Below are 19,656 nucleotides of genomic sequence, written 5' to 3' on the forward strand. Positions count from 1 at the left end.
TGTAATTTGATAGTATAAGAGGATAACCTTAGCCTCTTATACTATCTTTTTTCTATGCGTTTAGTGCTTGTTTTAGATCTTCAATCAAATCATCTACGTTTTCAAGCCCGATACTTAATCTTATAAGACCTTGCGAGATACCAATTTTTACCTGTTAATCAAGTGGTATTTGCTGGTGTGTTGTTGAAGATAGATGGGTGATAATAGATTTTGAATCACCGATATTTACCACGATTGAAAATATTTTTGTAGTATCAAGTATTTTCCAAGCGCTCTCTTTATCTCCTACTTCAAAACTTAAAAGCCCACTACACAACCCATCTTTAAAATATTTTTTTGATAAGCCATTGTACTTGTTACTCTCTAGAGCAGGATAATTTAGGTTTGAGATTTTTGGATGTGATTCCAAAAACTTTGCTATTTTTAGGGCATTTGAACTATGTTTTTCAATTCGTAAGCTCAACGTTTCCAAGCTTTGTATTAAAGACCATGAGTTAAATGGTGATGGCTTTGCCCCATATTTTCCTCTTGTTATAACTCTTACAAATAAAGAGTTGTGTTTAAATATCTCTCACCTGTATCACAAAGGATGGTTATTATTGTTTTTCCTTTACCTTTATCATTTCATCAAATATTTTTGTATTTAAAACTCCTGGAATAAATCCTGCTCCAATTCCTTTAAAATAATTAAGAAGAAAATAAATCCGCTGTTTAGGTGGCTTGTGGAGGATGAAAAGAACTTTAAGGAAAGGTATTCTTAATGGCTCATAACGGAGTGGTCGAGTAACAGCTTATCCCATTTTTTACCCGCCTCTTGAATTTCTAATTTGCTGCACTTACTATTTGAATTGGCGCTTTAAAAAATAAATATTGCTGTATAGTATTGTTATCTGCAATGCTAAAACATTTCAGCTCTTTTAAATTAAGGAGTTTAATATGGAAAAAGGTTTAGGAAGCTCAATGAAAATCATCGGTCTTATCTTAACAGTCGTGGGAATTGGTTTTGCAGTATGGGGATATCAGTTATCCAGCTCTGTTGGTTCACAAGTGACACAAGCTGTTACGGGTGCAGATACAGATAAAGTAATGACTTATTATATTTTTGGTGCTGTGAGTTTTGTTGTTGGTGTGTATCTCTTACGCAAAAACTAAAACATATAGTTAGTTTTAAAATATACTAAAGCTTTACCAAATTAGATTTTTTTTGGAGCCTTGCTCTTAAAAATCTAATTTACAACATGGAGAAACAATATGCTAGAAACTATAGCAATAATTCTAATCATTCTGTGGCTTTTAGGGCTTGTTAGTTCGTACACTTTGGGAGGATTTATCCATATTCTTCTTGTCATAGCGCTTGTGGTTATTTTGGTTCGTGTTATCCAAGGCAGACGCTTATAAAGGGTTCTAATGGGTTTTATATAACAGTTAAGCTAGAAAAGTAAAGGAAAGAAATATGAATAAAGATGCATATAAACAAAAAATAGAGGCTGAGTTGGAGTTAGTCAAGGCTAATCTGGCGGCATTAAAAGCAAAAGCCAAAGGTGCTACTGCTGATATGCGAATCAATTATTCCCAAGAGATTGAGACCATAGAAAGCAACTACGCCATAGTGAAATCAAAGCTTGGCGAGTTAGCTGATGTCGGTGAAGATGCATGGGAACATCTCAAAAATGATATTGAAAACAGTTGGAATTCACTTCGCGCATATACAAAAAAAATTCCTGATAATATAAACGAAATAAAAAAAGGTCTCAAATGAAAAAGAGTCTAATATTCATAGTGCTTCTGTTCGTGGTACTAATGGCAAGTGGTTGTAGTTCAACATGGCAAGGTGCAAAAAAAGATACAAAAGACAATGCCCAGTGGAGCAAAGACAAGGTCAATGACGGTGCTAAGTACATAGAGAAAAAAACCGATTGATTTTAAGTTGTGTGAGTTTTAGATATATAAGTTGAGTAAAATATACTCAACTTATATATATTAAAACACCCTATGAACAGACAAACTTTGATTTTCTAAATTAAAGAGACACAACCCTATTTCTTCCAGTAGCTTTAGCCTTGTATAGAGCGTCATCAACTCTTTTTATAAAAACAGTCGAATCGTCGTTACTATTAAACTCTGAAACACCTAAACTTATTGTCTTTTGACCAACTTTGTCAAATCTATACTCTTGCACTTTTTTTCTAATATTCTGTGCGACTATAGTAGCTTGATTTAAGTTTGTCTCAGGAAGCAGAATTATGAACTCTTCTCCTCCCCATCTTCCAAAGATATCTGATTCTCTAATATTCTTAGAAATAATATCAACTAGACTTAATATGACTTCATCTCCCACTTGATGTCCATATTTATCATTAACCTCTTTAAAATGGTCTATATCAATCATGATTAAGGCTAAACTATTGTTATATCTTTTTGATTTAATAGTCTCTTTTGATATAAATTCATCGATTATGCGCCTATTGAAAATGTTAGTTAAAGAGTCTTTAGAGGCTAAATTATTTAATTTTTGATTAGCTTCCATTAATGATTTTGTTTTTTCTTTAACCATATTCTCAAGGTTTTTATTTAACTCCTCTAGCTTTGCCTTAGATTCATTTATCTCTTGATGGAGAACACCAAAAAATAGGGTTGTAATTACAAGAATTGCTATAAACTCCTGCAGGTATATAGTAGTTCCCTTTAGTCCAAAGATTGAAAAAGGTCCTAAGCCACTTGACGTGTAATAGATGGCAATAGATGTAATTAGTAGAGCCATTATCATACCTGGGAGCACTCCTTGTTTATAAACTATCCATAAAAGAAGTAAAACAAAAAGCAGAGGTGTTGTAGGTAGCATAAAGTTTATATCTGTAAAAGAAAAAAGTACTATTGCTAGATAGATACTCAAGAGTGCTATGGATATATTTTGTATATTAAAATCATAATTCTTCAATGATTTATAGTTTTCCTTTAATAAAACCATAATTGGAGTTAAGAGTAAAATACCTATAGAATCTCCAAAAAACCAAATGCGCCAAAATTCAAAGAACGTTGTTTGTGTGTCTATTTGCGTGTGATATACGATAGCGCCAAATAAAGCACTCATAGCTGGCATCAGAGTTAATCCTATTAAAAAAAATAGTAATACATATTTAGTATTTGTAAATCCTGCACCATCGTTTGAAGATAGTTTTTTAATAATATATGCGCCAAACATTGTTTCAAAAAGATTGATAAATGAAAACTGCAAGGCTTGAATAAGGGTAAATACCTGATAGTCAGCAACAATTTCAGCAACAATAAAAAATGGTATGTAATATTTCCACTCTTTTATATTTTTCATCAAAAAAAGTGCTAGTAATAGAGAGTTTGGAAACCATGCAATAGCTATACCTGAGGGCATTGTAACAAATTGAATACTCATTACACCAAGGATTATGTAAGTAAGTGATAGCGCTAAGAGGAGAAAAATATTTTTTAAATTTAAATAATAGTGCATAGTCGTTTTAAATTCCTCAAATAATTTTAGTTAAAATGTGGAACTATTCTATAGCCTATTCCATAAACGCTCTCTATGCAGTTAAAAGATATTTTTTTTCTAAGTTTTGAGACAAGTTTTCTTATGTTTATAATGTCTAACGTTTCATTGAGTAGATCATACTGTTTTGTGATATCGTCATTTGAGTATATTTTTCCTATATTGTCTGTAAGTATTTGTAAAAATATAATCTCATACTTTGTTAGCGTAACCATATCATTATCAACCAGTAAAATATTTGTCTCTTTGTCAAACGTACAAAGACCAGCCAATTTTATAAGAGAAGGAGTTTGAAAACTGTTTTTTTGTTCATTTTTTAAAATTATCTTTTTTGTTGTTTTTAATAATACTTTCATTAAATCTTGATAGTCAATAGGTTTTTTTATAAATTGCTCGATACCTAAATTTATAAGTGGAAGTAAATATTTTGAATTATCAAAAGCAGATAAAATTATTATAATCTGGTCTGAATTTATAGCATAAATATTTTCAACTAGATCAACACCATTTAAACGCGGCATTTGGATGTCTGAGAGGACTATATCGTAATATTTAAGTTCATTTTTATGAAACTCTTTGTACTTCTTTAATGCGTCTTCACCATTTTTTGAGCCATCAACTGTATCAAAAAATTTTTTTAAAATCTCTTTTGTGTTTTCTCGTAAATCGTCATGGTCCTCAACAAGCAGAATAGAAAGTTGTTTTGTATTAGCTAATAACTTTTTTGAGCTCAAGTATGACTCACTTTTTATATCAATTTTAAATTTTATTATAGCTGTTATTGATTCTATATTCAATATAATAAGGTACTATTGCAAAAAAAGGGTTACATGATGAAACTTATAATAAATGGTAAAACAGAAGAGTTTGAGGATAAAATAACTTTAGAGAAGCTTTTAGATAAATTAGATATAAAAGAACAGGTTATGGCAGCTGCTGTAAATATGGAGATAGTAAAACAAAATAGCTGGGATTCTCATCAACTATATGATATGGACAAGATAGAATTGTTAGATTTTGTTGGCGGCGGTTGATTCAATTGTTACAACAGCTATCGCATACTCTCCATCATGTGTAATGGAGAGACTTATGCTTTTTACATTGAATTCTTTAACTATTTTTTGTGATAATCTTATATTTGGCGCACCATTGGACGATTTGAAGATAGTGATATCATGAAATCCACACTCCGCACCTATACCAACACCAAGTGCTTTTGAACAAGCTTCTTTCGCTGCCCAAAACCCAGAAGCCGTTTTATGGTTTTTAACAAGTTCTATCTCATCTTTAGATAAAAACCTACCCATGGCTTTGCTTCCAAAACGCTCAAGTAAAGCGCCCATACGAGATATTTTAATAATATCAATACCAATCATCTATTGAATAACAAATTCTGTAAAATAGATACCTTTTATACTTCCATCACTAATCATAGAGTTTAGTGTATCCATAATTTGCTCTGATATTTTTTGTTTCCCTTTTTTTGAAGAAATTTCTTCTAATGTTTTAGAGGTTAAAATTCTAATAATTCTATCTCTAATAACTGGTGCTTTACTGTCTAGCTCCATACTCAACTCTTTACCATTTAGTTCTAAAGATATAGTTGTTTTAAGATAACGACGACCTGCATCACTTTTTAAGTTTACTGTGAAGGTGTCAAGTGGATATAGTATTCCAATCTGACTAAACTTTCTATTGTCTGTATCATCAGAATCTTCTCTAGATCTTGTTGAAGCGCTCTTTTGTTGAGTTTTTTCTGCAGATTGTTCTATATTTTGTTGGGCTACTTGTTCTTTTTCATCACCACCCATTAAAAGAAATGCAATCGCAGCACCACCAATTATAATAAGAAGCAAGACAACAATAATAATTATCATCAATAAATTTTTTGATTTTTTGCCCTCTGTAACTGTCTCTTCTGTTGTCTCTTTATTTGGCATGATTGTTCCTTTGGTTTAATTTTATTAGTATATCAAAATTTGCATTTTTAATAAATTTATATATTTTAATCTTCTATTTTAATATTTAAGGCTTTAACTATCTCTTCAAATATATCACCAGCTACTCTCTCAACATCATCATGATACTCTATAACAACTACATCTTTTTTATTTGATAAGTTACATGTGTACATTTCGGGCTGTATATCATATTTTGAAATTATCCTATCAACTGTCGAACAGACAGCTTTTCCCTCTTCTTTGCCTTCGTATGCTATTGATAATTTAACAAATTTTTCTTCACTTCTTACTTTTGCATCCATACTATAATTTCCTTTTAAAATATAAAAATTTGGGAATTATACTACTAATAGGGTAAAGTAGATTTTAATATGCCAAAAATCAATACCATTCAAGTAGTTTTGTTACTTCATCTACTATAAAAGTTTTTATATTACTTTTTTCAAGAGGTTTTTTGCAAACAAGAGCTTTTGTTATGTTTTGCATACTCGCCTCTTTTAGCCTTGCATCCATTCCAAAAACTTCTCTAACATCTCCAACAAGAGAGACTTCACCTATAAATATAGTCTGTTTTGATATGGCGCGGTTACGAAAACTACTAATAATAGCTGCTAGTATTGCAAGATCTGCAGAAGTTTCACTTATTTTTATGCCACCTGTAATATTTATAAATACATCATAACCAGAGAGCGGAATCTCTAATTTTCGCTCAAGTAGGGCTAGGAGCATATTTAATCTGTTAGTATCAAATCCTGTAGCCTGCCTTTTTGAGTTAGCTGTATGAGACTCTGAAACAAGCGCTTGAACTTCTAATATTATAGGGCGAGATCCCTCCATAATTACGGTTAATGCAGAGCCTGCTTGTTCTGAGTTACGATTGAAAAATCGTGAAGCTATGTCGGTTGCAGATACTAAACCATCACTTCTCATCTCAAAAACGCCTATCTCGCTTGTTGGACCAAAACGATTTTTAAAACCTCTTAAAATACGAAGTTCTTGAGAAGAATCACCCTCAAAATATAAAACAGTATCTACCATGTGTTCTAATACTCTAGGTCCAGCAATAGATCCCTCTTTTGTAATATGTCCAATAATAAAAATAGCTATATTTCTATCTTTTGCTATTCTCATTAACTCAAAAGTAATCTGCCTTACTTGAGTTACCGATCCTGGTGCAGAGGAGATATTCTCAGAGTAGAGAGTTTGAATAGAGTCTATGATTATAAAACTATAATTTCGATGTTCAACTTCTACTAAAACCTGCTCAAGTCTTATTTCGCTTAGTAAAAAAAGTGTATCTTGATTTGAATTAAGACGATTTGCACGTAGTTTTATCTGTGAAGTTGATTCCTCCCCTGTAACATAAAGTACATTTTGCCCACTAGAAGCTATATCTCCGCCGACTTTTAGAAGAAGTGTAGATTTTCCAACACCAGGGCTTCCGCCTATTAGAGTGAGTGAGCCTGGAACAATTCCTCCGCCTAATACTCCATCTAATTCCCTACTTTTTGAGCTAAATCTAAAGATTTCTTCCTCTTTTATCTCATTTATACTTAGAGCTTTTGATGATGGGGAGGTAGTTGATTTTGTCTGTTTTACAACATCTTGCTGATGTTCGTTTAGTTCTACAAATGAGTCCCATGCACCACAGTTTGTGCATTTACCCATCCATCTAGGAGTTGTTAATCCGCAGTGTTGACACTCAAAAAGAGTCTTTTTTTTGGACATATTTTAAGCCTTTAAATAGTTATGTAGATATTATATAAAAATGTGGGACAAAGGGATAAAAATATGTCAAATTGTCATATTTCTATATTGGAAGTAAGAGAGTTTCAGCTCTCCTCTTCAAAAATAGCATCTAAGAGTCCATCGACAAATTCATACTTGTCAAATGGTGTTAGATTTTCTGGCTGCTCTCCAGTTCCAACATATAGAATAGGAAGGTTTAGTGCATAAGCAATACTAAAAATGCTCCCACCTTTTGCGGTTCCATCAAGCTTTGTTATAATGATTCCATCGACCCCTATCATCTCATTAAAAGCTTTTGCTTGAGCTATTGCAGAGTTTCCTTGTGTTCCATCGATTATGAGAGTTGTTCTGTGAGGTGCACCACTATGAGCTTTATCGCAGATTCTGTGAATTTTCTTTAACTCATTTGCTAAATTTGTTTGCGTGTGTAGTCTTCCTGCTGTATCTATTATGACATGGTCATAGCCTTTTGATTTGGCAGATTCAATTGTATCGTATGCGACAGCAGAGCTATCATGTCCCTGTTTTGATGCAACGATTGGAATATTCAACTTTTTTGCCCAAAGAGAGAGTTGCTCTATCGCAGCAGCACGGAAAGTGTCTCCTGCTCCAAGCATAATTTTTTTGCCATCATTTTTGTATTTTAGGGCTAGTTTTGATATAGTTGTTGTTTTTCCTGCTCCGTTTACTCCAACGATAAGTTCAACAAAAGGAGCGTTAAACTCTGGCTCTTTATATGAAGTGTATGCTAGAGTAGCTAGAAGTTTTGGACGAAGAATCTCACGCGTGATTTTGCTTTGATATAGTTCGTTGATTATTATCTCAACAAGAGCATATTCAACATCAGCCTCAAGTAGAATCTCCTCTATCTCATTTTTGGAAAATGATAGTTTCTTTTTAGGAACTACTAATTTTAATGCCTCAGCAGTTTTGTGAAGAGATTTTTTTATAAATCCAAACATCCCTATTTACCTAAAGTAATTCTTATATCACTATCTATAAATTCCTCTTCTGTTGCACCTATATAATGGTTTATCAGTTTGGCATTTTTGTACATCGCTAATGTTGGAATAGGGTATCTATCACCTAGCTCTAACTCTTTTACTATAGCACTATTAAGACGGCGATTTTGATCTGAGTTTACTAAAATATAGTTAGCATTGTAAGTCTTTGCAAACTCTGCTAATTTCTCATTTTGAATATTATCTTCAATCGTGATACCAATAATAATTAAATCATTTTTATATTTTTCTTGAAGTGAGCTGAGATGTTGTGCTGCGCCGCGACATGGTGGACACCAAGTTGCAAAAATATCAAAAATAACTATTTTGTCTTCAGCTCCAGCAAGTATAAAACCCTTATCAACTTTTTTAACTACATGTTGTTTGTTGTTTAGGTCTGTAAGAACATACTCGCTAGTGGAGATCATAGTATTTACCTCTTTTTTAGTTTTGTCTTCAGAACAGCCTTGAAAAAGAAGAGTCGCTATTATAGATAGAGTTAGAATCGATTTTTTAAACATTTGCTTACCTTGGTTTCTTTTTTTTAAGTAAAATTGAGTGAAATTATATCCATAAAGATTTTAGATGGCTCTTACAAAAGTAATTTTTAGACAAAATTGTCTAAATAAGATTAAAAATAGTTCAAAACACAACTGTTTATATAAAAATAAAAAAATCAGCAATCAACTAATTAAAGAGCTTAAAAAATTTAAAAATAAAAAAATACTATTTTTTATATCTCTGCCATTTGAAGCTGATACAGCAAAAATAATAAAACAAATTAGGAAAAAATATAAAATATTTGTTCCATTTATGCAAGGCGAAAGTTTTAAGATGGTACCATTTAGGCTACCGCTGAAGAAGAAAAAATTTGGTATTTATGAAGCGGGAAATAGTTTAAGAGATATTAAAAATATAGATGTAGCTATAGTACCAGTTGTTGGTGTAGATGGAAATTTACAAAGAGTTGGTTTTGGAAAAGGAATGTATGATCGTTTCTTTGAAAAGTTAAAAAAGAGACCGTACACAATTTTTATACAGTCAGAATTCTGCTTTACAAAAGAGTTAATTTGTGATGATTATGACATTACGAGCGATTTGATAATTACGCCAAATATTAGAGTACAAAACAGAAATATTGATAAAATGAGGAAATAGAATGTTAAACGAGATACTAAGTGGCAGCTCAGCAGCTGTTATTAGTGGACTTGTTGGATTTTACATCTCTAAAAAAATTACTAATGCTAATTTTGATATATATGTCGAAAAAGCAAAAGCTCAAGCAGGTGCTATAGAAAATGAAGCGCAACTGCTTCTATATAAAGCAAACATTAAGTCTCAAGAGATAGAGCAGGAAGCTACAAAATTGTATGAAAATGCAAAAGATAGAGCTAAGGCCGATCTCTCTTTAAGAGAAGAAGATGTTAATAGAAAAGAGCAAACCTTTAAACGTTATAAGCAAAATGAAGAGAGACGTCTGCAAGATGAAGTCTCTACTTTAAAAGCAAGACAAGTTGATTTAAAAAGAAATGAAAAATCTCTAAGCTCACTAAAAAAAAGATATGAAGATAAGATTGATGAAGCTTTAAATGCGATTGAGCATTGTGCTGGTATGACAAAAGAGGAAGCAACAAGAGTACTTCTGGAAAAAGTAGAAGAGAAGTCACGCTCTGAAATTGCACATGTAGTTAGGCGCTATGAAAATGAAGCAAAAGTAGAAGCTAAAAAAAGAGCAAATTATATTTTAGCACAAGCTACAAGCCGCTTTGCAGGAGAGTTTGCAGCTGAGCGTCTTACAAATTTAGTGCATCTTAATGATGATGAGCTAAAGGGCAGAATTATTGGCAAAGAGGGTAGAAATATCAAAACTCTTGAGACACTTCTTGGTGTTGATATAATCATCGATGACACTCCAAATGCGATTTTAGTGAGTAGTTTTAACCTTTATAGAAGAGCAATTGCTACAAAAACATTAGAGCTTTTAATACAAGATGGACGTATTCAGCCCGCACGCATAGAAGAGATATACAACAAAGTTTGTGAAGATTTTGAAGCCGATACACTAAGTGAAGGTGAAGAGATAGTGATTGACCTTGATATCGGTGTTATGCATCCAGAACTTGTAAAACTAATCGGGAAACTTCGCTATCGTGCTAGTTATGGACAAAACGCTCTCTCTCACACTTTGGAAGTTGCACATTTAGCTGGAATAATGGCTTCTGAAATGGGTGGAGATGCAAGACTTGCAAAAAGAGCGGGACTTTTACATGATATAGGTAAAGCACTTACACACGAACATGAAGGCAGCCATGTTGATTTGGGTGTGCAAGTTTGTAATCGTTACAATGAACACAGTGTAGTAATAAATGCAATATATGCTCATCATGGACATGAAGAGATTAACTCCATAGAGTGTGGCGCTGTTTGTGCTGCGGATGCTCTCTCTGCTGCTCGTCCAGGTGCTAGACGTGAGGTGCTTGAGAGTTTCTTAAAAAGAGTTACTGCTATAGAAGAGATAGCATCTCAACATAGCGGCGTTAAGCAAGCTTATGCCATAAATGCTGGCAGAGAGGTAAGAGTTATAGTAAATGCTTCTCTTATAAATGATGATGAATCTATACTCTTAGCTAAAGAGATAGCCAGTGAAATAGAGCATGGAGTTCAATACCCTGGCGAAATAAAGGTAAATGTTATTCGTGAGAGCAGGGCAGTAGAGTTTGCAAAATAACTCTAATATAAATCTTCTACATCATTAATCTCTGAGTCATCATACGGGTCCATGTGCATTAATACATGGACCTTTTTATCAGAAAAAAGTTTTTTTATCTTGTCTTCTAATTTATCTGAAACAAGGTGCGCATCATATAGTGATATGCTGACATTAAAGACAAGATGAACTGATACAAAAATATGTGAGCCAGAGACTCTTGTTCTTAGATGATGATAATTTGTTACGGTTTTATTTTCTTCTATAATAGTCTTTACTTTACCTATATCCTCTTCACTAAGAGCTGCATCAAGCAACATTAGCATTCCCTCTTTTATAATCGGTATTGCAGAGTAAATCATATAGATGCTAATTGCTATTCCAAGAAGCGGGTCTATAATTTGCTCGGCTGTAACAGAGACAAGACCAAGAGCAAGTAAAACTGCACCATTTGAAAATATATCTGTCTTATAGTGAAGAGCGTCGGCTTTTATAACCATATTTCCTGTTTTTTTTGCAACCCTGTTTAGAAAAATAACAAGAAAAGTTGTAATTATTAAAGAGATAAACATCACTAAAATACTAACACCAACAAACTCTAGCTCTTGCGGACGAGCAATTTTATTAAGAGCTTCATATAGTATAAAAAGTGCCGAAAATGATATGATTGTTCCCTCTATAACTGCAGCAAGAGGCTCCATTTTGTTACGACCATAATTAAAGAGAGTGTCAGGGTCTTTTTCTGCGTTGTTAAGAGCAAAATAGTTAAACAAGGAGACGGTCAAATCAAGTATTGAATCAATTGCAGAAGCTAAAACAGCAATAGAACCGCTGAGTATTCCAATGCTCATCTTTATAACTACAAGAATCATAGCTACTGATGTTGATACGACGGTTGCCTTTTTTTCTATTGTCATATTTACTCCACTTTTTTTAGGGTACAATTATAGTAAATTAAACATATCATAGTGATTAAAATGAATATAAATGAAATAAGAAAAGAGCGACAAAAATGGATGCAATGGAAAAATATTGCTCCTCTTAGAGAAGTTATAGAACACCTAGGTGACGTTACATGTAGTGTTGAGTTAGGAGATGTTGTAACTATTAAAGGCAAGCCTTTAAAAAATATAGAAGATACTGCAAGGCTTATGATGCCTTGGCGAAAAGGTCCATTTGAGGTATTTGGCACATATATTGACTCTGAATGGAGAAGCAATATCAAATACAATCTTTTACGAAAACATTTTAATTTAAAAGATAGAAGAGTTGCCGATATAGGGTGTAACAATGGATATTATCTATTTAGAATGCAAGAAGATGCTCCAAAACTGCTTGTCGGTTTTGATCCATCGCCACTATTTAAAACACAGTTTGATTTTATAAACCGCTTTGTAAAGAGTGATATTGTTTATGAACTTTTGGGTGTTGAGCATCTGGAATTTTATGAAGATAAGTTTGACACTATCTTTTGTTTGGGTGTTTTGTATCACAGAAGTGATCCTGTCTCAATGTTAAAATCCCTTTATAAAGGGCTAGATAAGGAAGGCGAGGTTATTCTTGATACTTTTTATATCGAGGGTGATGAAGAGATATGCCTCTCTCCTGCATCATCCTACTCAAAGATACCAAATATCTATTTTGTACCTACGATTAGTGCTCTAAAAAATTGGTGTCTAAGAGCTGGATTTAGTAGTTTTGAAGTTTTAGAGACCTCTTTGACATCTAGTGATGAACAGAGAAAAACTTCTTGGATTGAAGGGGAGTCTCTTGAAGACTTTTTAGATAAAAATGATAATACTAAAACAGTTGAGGGGTATCCTGCTCCCTCTCGTGTATATGTTAGATTAAAAAAGGGAATAAAGTGAAAATATCAAAAGATAAAAAAGAGACTCTCCAAGATGATGAAGAGTTAGAGATAAACGAGTATGTGATAGATGATATTTTGTTAAAAACACATGAAAAAATAAATCAAGATTTGTGTGGAGAGATAGAAAATCTTGAACTTGGATTTGTAAAATTAAAACTAGTCACTACTCATGATATGATTGCTGATTCTATGGGCTTGATACATGGTGGATTTATCTTTAGTGCGGCTGATTATGCTGCTATGGCTGCTGTAAATGAGAGAAATGTCGTTTTAGTTGCAAGTGATTGTCAATTTTTATCTCCTGTAAAGTTTGGCGATATTGTAAATTTTACAGCAAAAGTACGTCATAAAGAGGGTAGAAAAAGAAATATTCATGTAACTGGGCATGTTTTAGATATCAAAGTTTTTGATGGTGAATTTAAAACAGTCGTAACAGAGAGACATGTTTTAAAACTTAAATTAAGCGGTGAAGAGAGTGATGAAGAGTAGCAAATCTTTTAAAGATTTGCTATCCAGTAATCGCTATACAACTGCTCTTGCTTTATAGTTGTAGTTCCGCCATGCCCTGGATATATAGTCTTATCGTAAGCTATTTTTTTAAACTTCTCTAAAGAGTCTTTCATCTGCGTAGGTGAAGAGTATGGAAAATCTGTTCTTCCAATAGAGCGTTCAAATATAAAGTCCCCGCTAAACATAGCATCACCTATCTCTATGGTTGAGCACCCTGGGGTGTGTCCTGGAAAATGACGAAACTTAACTTTAACACCGTTAAAATCAAACTCTTGATTTGCTTCTACTTCAATATCAGCATATGATGGTGGAAGAGAGGGCATCCATGAACTATCTTTTAATAGCATAAGATCTTCTTTAGGAGTATATAGAGGAATTTTTAGCCTCTTTTGCAACTCTGCATTGCTCCATACGTGGTCAAAGTGCCCATGAGTGTTGAGTATAGCAACAGGGTTTGTTACGTTTTGTATTACCCACTCAGTCGCACCCATTCCAGGGTCTATAATAAAATCCATATTATTAACATGTACTATGTAACAGTTAGTTTGGTAATCACCCATTGGTTGAACTTTTATTTTCATATACTACTCTTTATATTTTTGTAAAATTGTAACCTTAAAAGCATAAAGATAGTCTCATTTATCATAATTTACATATCATTACAAAAACTTTGATATAATCTTATTTGTTAAAGTTTTTTAAAGGTTAGCAATGGAAAAATATGCACCTATTGCAGAGCAATTGCAACATTTTTTATATGAAGAAGTTCATAAAACTGGGATTAAAAACGTTGTTTTAGGTCTTAGTGGCGGTATTGATTCAGCTGTTGTGGCACTACTTGCTTCAAGAGTTTTTGGAGATAATCTACTTTGTGTAAAAATGCCATCTCACTACTCATCACAAAGTTCTCTTGATGATGCAGATGAGTTCTCTTTAGCTTTTAATCTTCGCTCTATCACTAGCTCGATTGAGCCGATGTTAAAAGCTTATGAAGAGGTAAATCCAGATATGGATAATCTAAGAAGAGGCAATCTATCTGCACGTCTTAGAATGAGCACTTTGTTTGATTTATCTGCAAAACATAACGCTTTAGTTTTAGGAACAAGCAATAAAAGTGAGTTAATGTTAGGGTATGGAACACTTTATGGTGATTTAGCATGTGCATTAAATCCTATTGGAGATCTTTATAAGAGTGAAGTGTATGAGTTGGCAGAGTATTTGAATGTGACAAATAGCATTATGAAAAAAGCTCCCTCAGCAGATTTGTGGGCTGGACAGAGTGATGAAGCTGATTTGGGCTACACATACTCTCAGCTTGATAAGGTGCTTAAACTCTATATTGAAGAGCAGCTAAGTAGAGAGAAAATTTTAGAGATGGGATATGATGCTAAGATGCTCGATATGATAATAGAGAGAAATCTTCGCAATCAATTTAAGGGCAAGATGCCACTTATCGCTAAATTACGTCAAAATATTAGACTATAAGGATTAATAATGAAAGTTTTGTTTTGTAAATATGAGAGCAGCAGAGAAGCACACTCAAATGTAAGTGATGTTTTAGATGGTGAAGATATAGACCAAGTACAAGAGCTTGAAGATGAGTTTAAATCATATATCGGTGCAGATTACGCATTAGCTACTTCACACGGTACTTCCGCACTTCATTTAGCTATGTTAGCACTTGATTTAAAGCGTGGAGATAAGGTAGTTTGCTCTGTAAATGCGCATCCAAAAGTTCCAGAGGTTGTTCGTCACTTTGATGCTGAACCTGTTTTTATAGATATTGATCCAGATACATTTAATATCAATCTTGATAAATTAGAGGCATATTTAGAGGACAACAGAGCTAAAAAACTAAAAGCTGTAATTGCTACACATGTGGCTGGACAGTGTAGTGATTTGGATAGATTATACTCAATGGGAACTATCTATGATGTAAAAATCGTAGAAGATGCAAGTGAAGCACTCGGAGCCACATACAATGGCAAAAGAGTCGGAGCAACGGGTGCTGATATTACATGTTTTAACTTCTCTTCTCATCTTAAAAAAGATGTCTGCAATGGCGGTATGCTTGTTTCAAACTCAAAAGAGATAGTTGAGCGTGCAAAACTTCTTAGCGCACATGCTATGGGGAGAGATGAAGAGTCACTAGAGTATATTTATGATGTTACAGACATAGGATTTGATTACTCTATGAGCCAGCTAGATGCTGCTTATATTAGAGCAAAAGTTCAAGAACATGATAAAAATCTCCAAAGAGTGAACGAGATAGCTCAAATGTATAATAAAGCTCTTGATGGAGTAGCTCATATAGCTATTCCTAAAGCTATTAACAAAGAGCACCCTTACTCTCTTTACATTATAAAAGTAGATAAAAATAGAGACTCTTTTGCACTAGAGTTAAAGAAACATGGTGTTGAGGTTGGTCTTCACTATATTCCTCTTCATTTTTTAACTTACTACAAACATAAGTACTCTTTAAAAGTAAATAATTTTCCAGTGGCACTTACAACGTATCAGCAAGTTATGTCACTTCCTATATATGCAAGTATGAACGATAAAGAGGTTAAGTACGTTATCGATAAAGTAAAAGCTGTAGCTCTAACAAGAGTATAAATTTTTGCATAAAAAATTAGTTTTTTGGGTTGAGGAGTACTTCTACAACCCAAGCCTCAGTCAAAAAATCCTCTCCATTTTTATGCTTCCGCTTAGCTGGGTTTACTGTTTTTACATGTATGTAAGATTTAAGAGTAAACGCACAGAAAATTTTGGTATTGGTATCATAAGTGTAGGAAATCTAAATGTTGGCGGAAGTGGTAAAACACCACTTGTAACGGCACTTGCATCAAGATATGAGGGAGCAGCTATTGTACTTAGAGGATATGGACGAAAAAGCAGTGGACTCTATGTTGTAAATAATGGAGTAGAAATATTATGTGACGTAGAAGTTAGCGGTGATGAGGCTATGATTTATGCACATAAAGTTTCTAAAGCAATAGTTATAGTTAGTGAAGATAGAAAAAAAGGGATTTTAAAAGCTAAAGAGATGGGTGCAAAAATAGTTTTTTTAGATGATGCTTACTCTAAACATGATATAAAAAAGCTAGACATTCTTATACATGTAGAGAGTAAAAATTTATCTTGTTTGCCATCTGGACCATTTAGAGAGAGGCTTTGGAGCGAAAAAGAAGCAATAGTTTTAAAAGAGGGCACTCATTTTAAAAGAGTAGTTGAACTTAAAAATAAAAGTGATAAAATGTCGCTCTTAAGTGCAATAGCAAGACCGCAGAGACTAGATAAGTACCTGCCAAAAGTTGTTAGTAAAAACTACTTTGAGGATCATCACTCTTTTAGTAAGAGTGAGGTTTTAGAGATTTTAAGACGAGATGGCTCAGATAGCGTTTTAGTTACATATAAAGATTTTGTAAAGTTAGAGCAGTTTGATTTACCGCTATCTCTGCTTGATTTACATGTAGAAGTTGATGAGTATATTTTTAAAATTATAGATAATTATAGGGGAAAATAAGTGCAAAAAAAGATTGAAACAGTACAAACGCTTCTTGAAGCTCTGCCATTTATAAAAGAGTTTAGAGGTAAAACAGTAGTTATAAAATATGGTGGTTCAGCTCAAGAGACACCTCAGTTAAAAGAGAAGTTTGCAGAGGACATTTTGCTTATGTATCTAGTTGGAATCAAGCCAGTTATAGTTCATGGCGGTGGACGACAGATAAATGAGATGCTTGATGCACTAAAGATTGAGAGCAAGTTTATTGAAGGGCAAAGGGTCACATCAAAAGAGGTTATGAGAATCGTTGAGATGGTTTTAAGCGGAGAGATAAACAAGGAGATAGTCTCACTCTTAAACTCTCATGGTGCAAAAGCTATAGGAATCAGCGGAAAAGATGCCCATTTTATATCTGCAAAAGCAAAAGATTTTTCAAGATGGGGTTTAACTGGGAATATTACAGACGTAAAAGCTGATGTTATCTCAAATCTTATAGCTGAAAAATTTATTCCAGTTATCGCTCCAATCGCTGCTGGAGGTGAGATGGGTCACCCTGGATTTAATATAAATGCAGATTTGTGCGCCTCGTATGTTGCAAAAGCAATAGGAGCACATAAAATTATCTTCCTAACAGATACAGCAGGTGTTTTAAACAACAGCAAAGAGCTATTTAGTACGCTTACAAAAGCGGAAGTTGAGGCTCTAAAAGCAGATGGAACAATTCATGGCGGAATGGTACCAAAAGTGGATGCTTGTCTTGAAGCAATAGAAGGTGGAGTTGCTAAGGCGCATATTATTGATGGAAGAATAGAGCACTCAATGCTCTTAGAACTCTTCACATCAGCTGGAGTTGGAACTCAGATAACTATCTGATTTTTGGCTCTTGCCATCTTATAAAATAGTTTCTCGCTTGAGAGCTCTTGCGGTATTTTTTTTGAGTCTAAAATCTCTTCACATAGCAGTTTTGCAAGTAATGGAGCTACTACAAAACCCCTTGAGCCAAGAGCATTTATGATATATAAATTTGGAAAGTATGTAAGTAGCTCTGGCATAATTTTTGTTCCATTTTTTATAGATGGATATTTTTTGAGGCTCTCCTCGTAATCTATAACTTTGCCAATTACTGGAAAATAGCTCTTAATTGTCGCTCTTGCACCTCTGTAAATTTTTGTTACTTCTAAATCTTCAAGTTTAATTAATTCACTCGCTTCCATAAGCAACTCTTCAACTTGTCCTTGTTCGCTATTTGTATAAAAGGCGCATTTATCACATGAGGTCAAACACTCTATTTGTGATGTGTCATGTCTCTCTTTTGTCGCACCTATAGAGATAGTAGAATCATTTTTATTTGTTGATACAGAGATAGATTTATGTATGTTAAATGGTACTTTTGTTGTTGTTTTTACATCGATTTTAACTCCAAAAATAGGTGCTATTTTTATGTATGGAGTTGAAACAATAGGCTTTATTACACCCTGAGCTAGAATTACATCTTTAGCCATAAAATCATCAAATAGATAAAATCCATCTTCATATCTTAACTCTTCTACATGTAATTTATAAAAATCACACTCTTTTATGAGTTCTCTACAAACTTCATGTGGATTTAAAATTGCGGCATTTTCATAAAAATATCCATCTATTTGAGCGAAATTTTGTGAAATTTCTTTTAACTCTTTTGTACTTATATAACGATTTTTTATGCTATTTGTTTGTAACTTTGCAGTGTCAAAATTCTCATTTGCAACTCTTAAAACACCACTCTTTACTATCTCATCTTGAAACATTGTTTCATAAAAATCTAAAGAGTATTCTAGTGCTCTATTTATAAAGAGGTTATAACTATTCTCAACCCCAGCAAGAGGCGATAAAAAGGCTCCAGCAGCGCCGCTTCCGCCGCTTGCTACTCCCTCTTTGTCAGCAATGGCAACTTTTAATCCCCTTTTTTGAAGATAAGCAGCGCTATTGCACCCAGCACTGCCTGCACCAATAATTAAAAAGTCATATATTTTCATCCTTGAATTATAGAAAAATATGACTTAATGTCAGGTGTTAAGGCACTATTATTTTTGTGATGATATAATCGCTTCAATATTATTAAACAGGATATAAAATGTACGGACTATTTGAAGACGAAGATGATATATTTATGGGCTCACCTAAGAGCAAACTTATGGATGTAATTTTTAATGCAAACAATGATGTAGTGAGATATGAGTTAGAAAAATTTATTGACAGAGCAGCTGCAATGGAGATGATGATGAGAGAGCGATGTAGTGATAAATTTAGCGATAACGGCGATGAAATAGAAAAAGAGATTAAGTCTTATATTTTAACAAATAGAGATGAAATTGATAGTTTTTCAAAAAATTTATATATTGAAATGATGGGCGCAATTTTATCACAAAGTGAATAGTTGAAAAATTTACTTCTTCTCTTTACTCTTTTAGCATTTAGTTACACGTTTGTATCTGCTGCTGGATATAGAGAAAAAAGAGAAATTTTGCTTAAAAAAGATGAGCAAAAGAATATTTTTGTAAAATACGATAATAAAAAAAAGCTTCTCTCCTTTAGATGGACTCTTTATACTGATGGCGCACTTGTTATATTTAAAAGTTATGACAGAATTGTTGGACAAAATATACTCCATTTAAGAGATAAAAGTCAGAGTTTTAGGGTAGAGTTAATGCCAAAAGGCGCTAAATATGGCAATATGGCGTATATGCTAATAAAATTTAAAGAGTTCAAAGAAGCGTCAAATGAAGCTCTCTTTGAGATATTTTTATTTGATGATAAAAGATATATAGAGTTAGAAGAGTTAAAAAAATAG

At 33.2% G+C, this 19,656-nt stretch carries 26 protein-coding genes and 2 pseudogenes; 15 read left to right on the forward strand and 13 right to left on the reverse strand.

What is annotated here, in order from left to right; genetic code table 11:
• Window positions 1-52: 52 nt before the first annotated feature.
• Both SUDEN_RS04390 and SUDEN_RS11450 read right to left on the reverse strand, forming a co-directional pair.
• A pseudogene (locus SUDEN_RS04390) lies at window positions 53-520 on the reverse strand (PLP-dependent transferase); the annotation flags it as partial.
• A gap of 20 nt (window positions 521-540) precedes the next feature.
• Window positions 541-680, reverse strand: a pseudogene (locus SUDEN_RS11450) (cysteine synthase A); the annotation flags it as partial.
• A 256-nt stretch (window positions 681-936) separates the two neighbouring features.
• On the opposite strand from SUDEN_RS11450, the gene SUDEN_RS04395 reads away from it, so the two are divergent.
• From SUDEN_RS04395 to SUDEN_RS11310, 4 genes are all read left to right on the forward strand, one after another.
• Window positions 937-1,152: a DUF3185 family protein gene (locus tag SUDEN_RS04395; protein ID WP_011372464.1), complete on the forward strand. Its 216-nt coding sequence runs from the start codon at window positions 937-939 to the stop codon at window positions 1,150-1,152.
• Between the two features lie 99 nt (window positions 1,153-1,251).
• A complete protein-coding gene (locus SUDEN_RS11260) occupies window positions 1,252-1,398 on the forward strand; it encodes a lmo0937 family membrane protein (RefSeq protein ID WP_148153531.1) in 147 nt (48 codons plus the stop codon).
• Window positions 1,399-1,453: 55 nt separating this feature from the next.
• On the forward strand, window positions 1,454-1,759 hold the full coding sequence (locus tag SUDEN_RS04400; RefSeq protein ID WP_011372465.1) for a hypothetical protein: 306 nt from the start codon (window positions 1,454-1,456) through the stop codon (window positions 1,757-1,759).
• Window positions 1,756-1,920, forward strand: a complete 165-nt coding sequence (locus SUDEN_RS11310; RefSeq protein ID WP_158301038.1) for a hypothetical protein — start codon at window positions 1,756-1,758, stop codon at window positions 1,918-1,920. Before SUDEN_RS04400 ends, SUDEN_RS11310 begins: the two co-directional genes overlap by 4 nt.
• 100 nt (window positions 1,921-2,020) lie before the next feature.
• Here the strand turns inward: SUDEN_RS11310 and SUDEN_RS11020 are convergent, their stop codons facing one another.
• On the reverse strand, window positions 2,021-3,484 hold the full coding sequence (locus SUDEN_RS11020) for a sensor domain-containing diguanylate cyclase (protein ID WP_011372466.1): 1,464 nt from the start codon (window positions 3,482-3,484) through the stop codon (window positions 2,021-2,023).
• A gap of 26 nt (window positions 3,485-3,510) precedes the next feature.
• Window positions 3,511-4,257, reverse strand: coding sequence for a response regulator transcription factor (locus SUDEN_RS04410; protein ID WP_041672475.1), 747 nt, complete (start codon window positions 4,255-4,257; stop codon window positions 3,511-3,513).
• 99 nt (window positions 4,258-4,356) lie between these two features.
• Here SUDEN_RS04410 and thiS point away from each other — a divergent pair, with 99 nt between their 5' ends.
• On the forward strand, window positions 4,357-4,557 hold the full coding sequence (gene thiS / locus SUDEN_RS04415) for a sulfur carrier protein ThiS (protein ID WP_041672207.1): 201 nt from the start codon (window positions 4,357-4,359) through the stop codon (window positions 4,555-4,557).
• Here the strand turns inward: thiS and acpS are convergent.
• The 6 genes from acpS to SUDEN_RS04445 all read right to left on the reverse strand — a co-directional run bounded on the left by acpS (window position 4,534) and on the right by SUDEN_RS04445 (window position 8,755).
• Window positions 4,534-4,899 carry a holo-ACP synthase gene (gene acpS, locus SUDEN_RS04420; RefSeq protein ID WP_011372469.1) on the reverse strand — a complete coding sequence of 122 codons (366 nt, stop codon included), beginning with the start codon at window positions 4,897-4,899 and terminating at the stop codon, window positions 4,534-4,536. The two genes, thiS and acpS, sit on opposite strands and share 24 nt — an antisense overlap.
• Window positions 4,900-5,463 carry a flagellar basal body-associated protein FliL gene (gene fliL / locus SUDEN_RS04425; RefSeq protein ID WP_011372470.1) on the reverse strand — a complete coding sequence of 188 codons (564 nt, stop codon included), beginning with the start codon at window positions 5,461-5,463 and terminating at the stop codon, window positions 4,900-4,902. It abuts the gene before it with no gap.
• 65 nt (window positions 5,464-5,528) lie between these two features.
• Entirely contained in the window at window positions 5,529-5,786 is a 258-nt protein-coding gene (locus SUDEN_RS04430) for a hypothetical protein (RefSeq protein ID WP_011372471.1), read from the reverse strand.
• 79 nt (window positions 5,787-5,865) lie between these two features.
• Window positions 5,866-7,212, reverse strand: coding sequence for a DNA repair protein RadA (gene radA / locus SUDEN_RS04435; protein ID WP_011372472.1), 1,347 nt, complete (start codon window positions 7,210-7,212; stop codon window positions 5,866-5,868).
• 104 nt (window positions 7,213-7,316) lie between these two features.
• Complete coding sequence (gene ftsY / locus SUDEN_RS04440; protein WP_011372473.1) at window positions 7,317-8,195, reverse strand: signal recognition particle-docking protein FtsY; 879 nt, start codon at window positions 8,193-8,195, stop codon at window positions 7,317-7,319.
• 2 nt (window positions 8,196-8,197) lie between these two features.
• Entirely contained in the window at window positions 8,198-8,755 is a 558-nt protein-coding gene (locus SUDEN_RS04445) for a TlpA family protein disulfide reductase (protein WP_011372474.1), read from the reverse strand.
• Between the two features lie 64 nt (window positions 8,756-8,819).
• Here SUDEN_RS04445 and SUDEN_RS04450 point away from each other — a divergent pair, with 64 nt between their 5' ends.
• Window positions 8,820-9,392 carry a 5-formyltetrahydrofolate cyclo-ligase gene (locus SUDEN_RS04450; RefSeq protein WP_011372475.1) on the forward strand — a complete coding sequence of 191 codons (573 nt, stop codon included), beginning with the start codon at window positions 8,820-8,822 and terminating at the stop codon, window positions 9,390-9,392.
• A 1-nt stretch (window position 9,393) separates the two neighbouring features.
• Window positions 9,394-10,962 (forward strand): ribonuclease Y, encoded by a 1,569-nt coding sequence (rny, locus tag SUDEN_RS04455; protein WP_011372476.1) that lies wholly within the window; start codon window positions 9,394-9,396, stop codon window positions 10,960-10,962.
• 2 nt (window positions 10,963-10,964) lie between these two features.
• Here rny and SUDEN_RS04460 read toward each other — a convergent pair whose 3' ends face one another.
• Window positions 10,965-11,858, reverse strand: coding sequence for a cation diffusion facilitator family transporter (locus SUDEN_RS04460; protein ID WP_011372477.1), 894 nt, complete (start codon window positions 11,856-11,858; stop codon window positions 10,965-10,967).
• A 60-nt stretch (window positions 11,859-11,918) separates the two neighbouring features.
• Between SUDEN_RS04460 and cmoB the strand changes: the two genes are divergently transcribed.
• Window positions 11,919-12,809: a tRNA 5-methoxyuridine(34)/uridine 5-oxyacetic acid(34) synthase CmoB gene (gene cmoB, locus SUDEN_RS04465; RefSeq protein WP_011372478.1), complete on the forward strand. Its 891-nt coding sequence runs from the start codon at window positions 11,919-11,921 to the stop codon at window positions 12,807-12,809.
• Window positions 12,806-13,300, forward strand: a complete 495-nt coding sequence (locus SUDEN_RS04470; protein ID WP_011372479.1) for a hotdog domain-containing protein — start codon at window positions 12,806-12,808, stop codon at window positions 13,298-13,300. The genes cmoB and SUDEN_RS04470 overlap by 4 nt, the downstream gene beginning before the upstream one ends.
• 8 nt (window positions 13,301-13,308) lie before the next feature.
• Here SUDEN_RS04470 and SUDEN_RS04475 read toward each other — a convergent pair whose 3' ends face one another.
• Complete coding sequence (locus SUDEN_RS04475) at window positions 13,309-13,902, reverse strand: MBL fold metallo-hydrolase (RefSeq protein ID WP_011372480.1); 594 nt, start codon at window positions 13,900-13,902, stop codon at window positions 13,309-13,311.
• Between the two features lie 130 nt (window positions 13,903-14,032).
• Between SUDEN_RS04475 and SUDEN_RS04480 the strand changes: the two genes are divergently transcribed.
• Genes SUDEN_RS04480 through argB form a run of 4 tightly spaced genes read left to right on the forward strand, consistent with a single transcriptional unit; the run spans window position 14,033 to window position 17,699 of the window.
• A complete protein-coding gene (locus SUDEN_RS04480) occupies window positions 14,033-14,806 on the forward strand; it encodes an NAD+ synthase (protein ID WP_011372481.1) in 774 nt (257 codons plus the stop codon).
• Window positions 14,807-14,815: 9 nt separating this feature from the next.
• Window positions 14,816-15,937: a DegT/DnrJ/EryC1/StrS family aminotransferase gene (locus SUDEN_RS04485; RefSeq protein ID WP_011372482.1), complete on the forward strand. Its 1,122-nt coding sequence runs from the start codon at window positions 14,816-14,818 to the stop codon at window positions 15,935-15,937.
• A 4-nt stretch (window positions 15,938-15,941) separates the two neighbouring features.
• Window positions 15,942-16,847, forward strand: a complete 906-nt coding sequence (locus SUDEN_RS04490) for a tetraacyldisaccharide 4'-kinase (RefSeq protein ID WP_041672210.1) — start codon at window positions 15,942-15,944, stop codon at window positions 16,845-16,847.
• Entirely contained in the window at window positions 16,848-17,699 is an 852-nt protein-coding gene (argB, locus tag SUDEN_RS04495; RefSeq protein ID WP_011372484.1) for an acetylglutamate kinase, read from the forward strand.
• Here argB and SUDEN_RS04500 read toward each other — a convergent pair.
• Window positions 17,684-18,841 (reverse strand): FAD-dependent oxidoreductase, encoded by a 1,158-nt coding sequence (locus SUDEN_RS04500; protein ID WP_011372485.1) that lies wholly within the window; start codon window positions 18,839-18,841, stop codon window positions 17,684-17,686. The genes argB and SUDEN_RS04500 overlap by 16 nt on opposite strands.
• Before the next feature lie 98 nt (window positions 18,842-18,939).
• On the opposite strand from SUDEN_RS04500, the gene SUDEN_RS04505 reads away from it, so the two are divergent.
• Window positions 18,940-19,242 carry a DUF2018 family protein gene (locus tag SUDEN_RS04505; protein WP_011372486.1) on the forward strand — a complete coding sequence of 101 codons (303 nt, stop codon included), beginning with the start codon at window positions 18,940-18,942 and terminating at the stop codon, window positions 19,240-19,242.
• The gene (locus SUDEN_RS04510; protein WP_011372487.1) at window positions 19,243-19,656 is read left to right on the forward strand and encodes a hypothetical protein; all 414 of its coding nucleotides are present in this window, start codon (window positions 19,243-19,245) and stop codon (window positions 19,654-19,656) included.

Source organism: Sulfurimonas denitrificans DSM 1251 (genome assembly GCF_000012965.1).
GTDB lineage: Bacteria > Campylobacterota > Campylobacteria > Campylobacterales > Sulfurimonadaceae > Sulfurimonas > Sulfurimonas denitrificans.

Coding starts and splice junctions, on each gene's coding strand:
- SUDEN_RS04395 (WP_011372464.1), top strand. CDS start 937: ATGGAAAAAGGTTTAGGAAGCTCAATGAAAATCATCGGTCTTATCTTA.
- SUDEN_RS11260 (WP_148153531.1), top strand. CDS start 1,252: ATGCTAGAAACTATAGCAATAATTCTAATCATTCTGTGGCTTTTAGGG.
- SUDEN_RS04400 (WP_011372465.1), top strand. CDS start 1,454: ATGAATAAAGATGCATATAAACAAAAAATAGAGGCTGAGTTGGAGTTA.
- SUDEN_RS11310 (WP_158301038.1), top strand. CDS start 1,756: ATGAAAAAGAGTCTAATATTCATAGTGCTTCTGTTCGTGGTACTAATG.
- SUDEN_RS11020 (WP_011372466.1), bottom strand. CDS start 3,484: ATGCACTATTATTTAAATTTAAAAAATATTTTTCTCCTCTTAGCGCTA.
- thiS (WP_041672207.1), top strand. CDS start 4,357: ATGAAACTTATAATAAATGGTAAAACAGAAGAGTTTGAGGATAAAATA.
- acpS (WP_011372469.1), bottom strand. CDS start 4,899: ATGATTGGTATTGATATTATTAAAATATCTCGTATGGGCGCTTTACTT.
- fliL (WP_011372470.1), bottom strand. CDS start 5,463: ATGCCAAATAAAGAGACAACAGAAGAGACAGTTACAGAGGGCAAAAAA.
- SUDEN_RS04430 (WP_011372471.1), bottom strand. CDS start 5,786: ATGGATGCAAAAGTAAGAAGTGAAGAAAAATTTGTTAAATTATCAATA.
- radA (WP_011372472.1), bottom strand. CDS start 7,212: ATGTCCAAAAAAAAGACTCTTTTTGAGTGTCAACACTGCGGATTAACA.
- ftsY (WP_011372473.1), bottom strand. CDS start 8,195: ATGTTTGGATTTATAAAAAAATCTCTTCACAAAACTGCTGAGGCATTA.
- SUDEN_RS04445 (WP_011372474.1), bottom strand. CDS start 8,755: ATGTTTAAAAAATCGATTCTAACTCTATCTATAATAGCGACTCTTCTT.
- SUDEN_RS04450 (WP_011372475.1), top strand. CDS start 8,820: ATGGCTCTTACAAAAGTAATTTTTAGACAAAATTGTCTAAATAAGATT.
- rny (WP_011372476.1), top strand. CDS start 9,394: ATGTTAAACGAGATACTAAGTGGCAGCTCAGCAGCTGTTATTAGTGGA.
- SUDEN_RS04460 (WP_011372477.1), bottom strand. CDS start 11,858: ATGACAATAGAAAAAAAGGCAACCGTCGTATCAACATCAGTAGCTATG.
- cmoB (WP_011372478.1), top strand. CDS start 11,919: ATGAATATAAATGAAATAAGAAAAGAGCGACAAAAATGGATGCAATGG.
- SUDEN_RS04475 (WP_011372480.1), bottom strand. CDS start 13,902: ATGAAAATAAAAGTTCAACCAATGGGTGATTACCAAACTAACTGTTAC.
- SUDEN_RS04480 (WP_011372481.1), top strand. CDS start 14,033: ATGGAAAAATATGCACCTATTGCAGAGCAATTGCAACATTTTTTATAT.
- SUDEN_RS04485 (WP_011372482.1), top strand. CDS start 14,816: ATGAAAGTTTTGTTTTGTAAATATGAGAGCAGCAGAGAAGCACACTCA.
- SUDEN_RS04500 (WP_011372485.1), bottom strand. CDS start 18,841: ATGAAAATATATGACTTTTTAATTATTGGTGCAGGCAGTGCTGGGTGC.
- SUDEN_RS04505 (WP_011372486.1), top strand. CDS start 18,940: ATGTACGGACTATTTGAAGACGAAGATGATATATTTATGGGCTCACCT.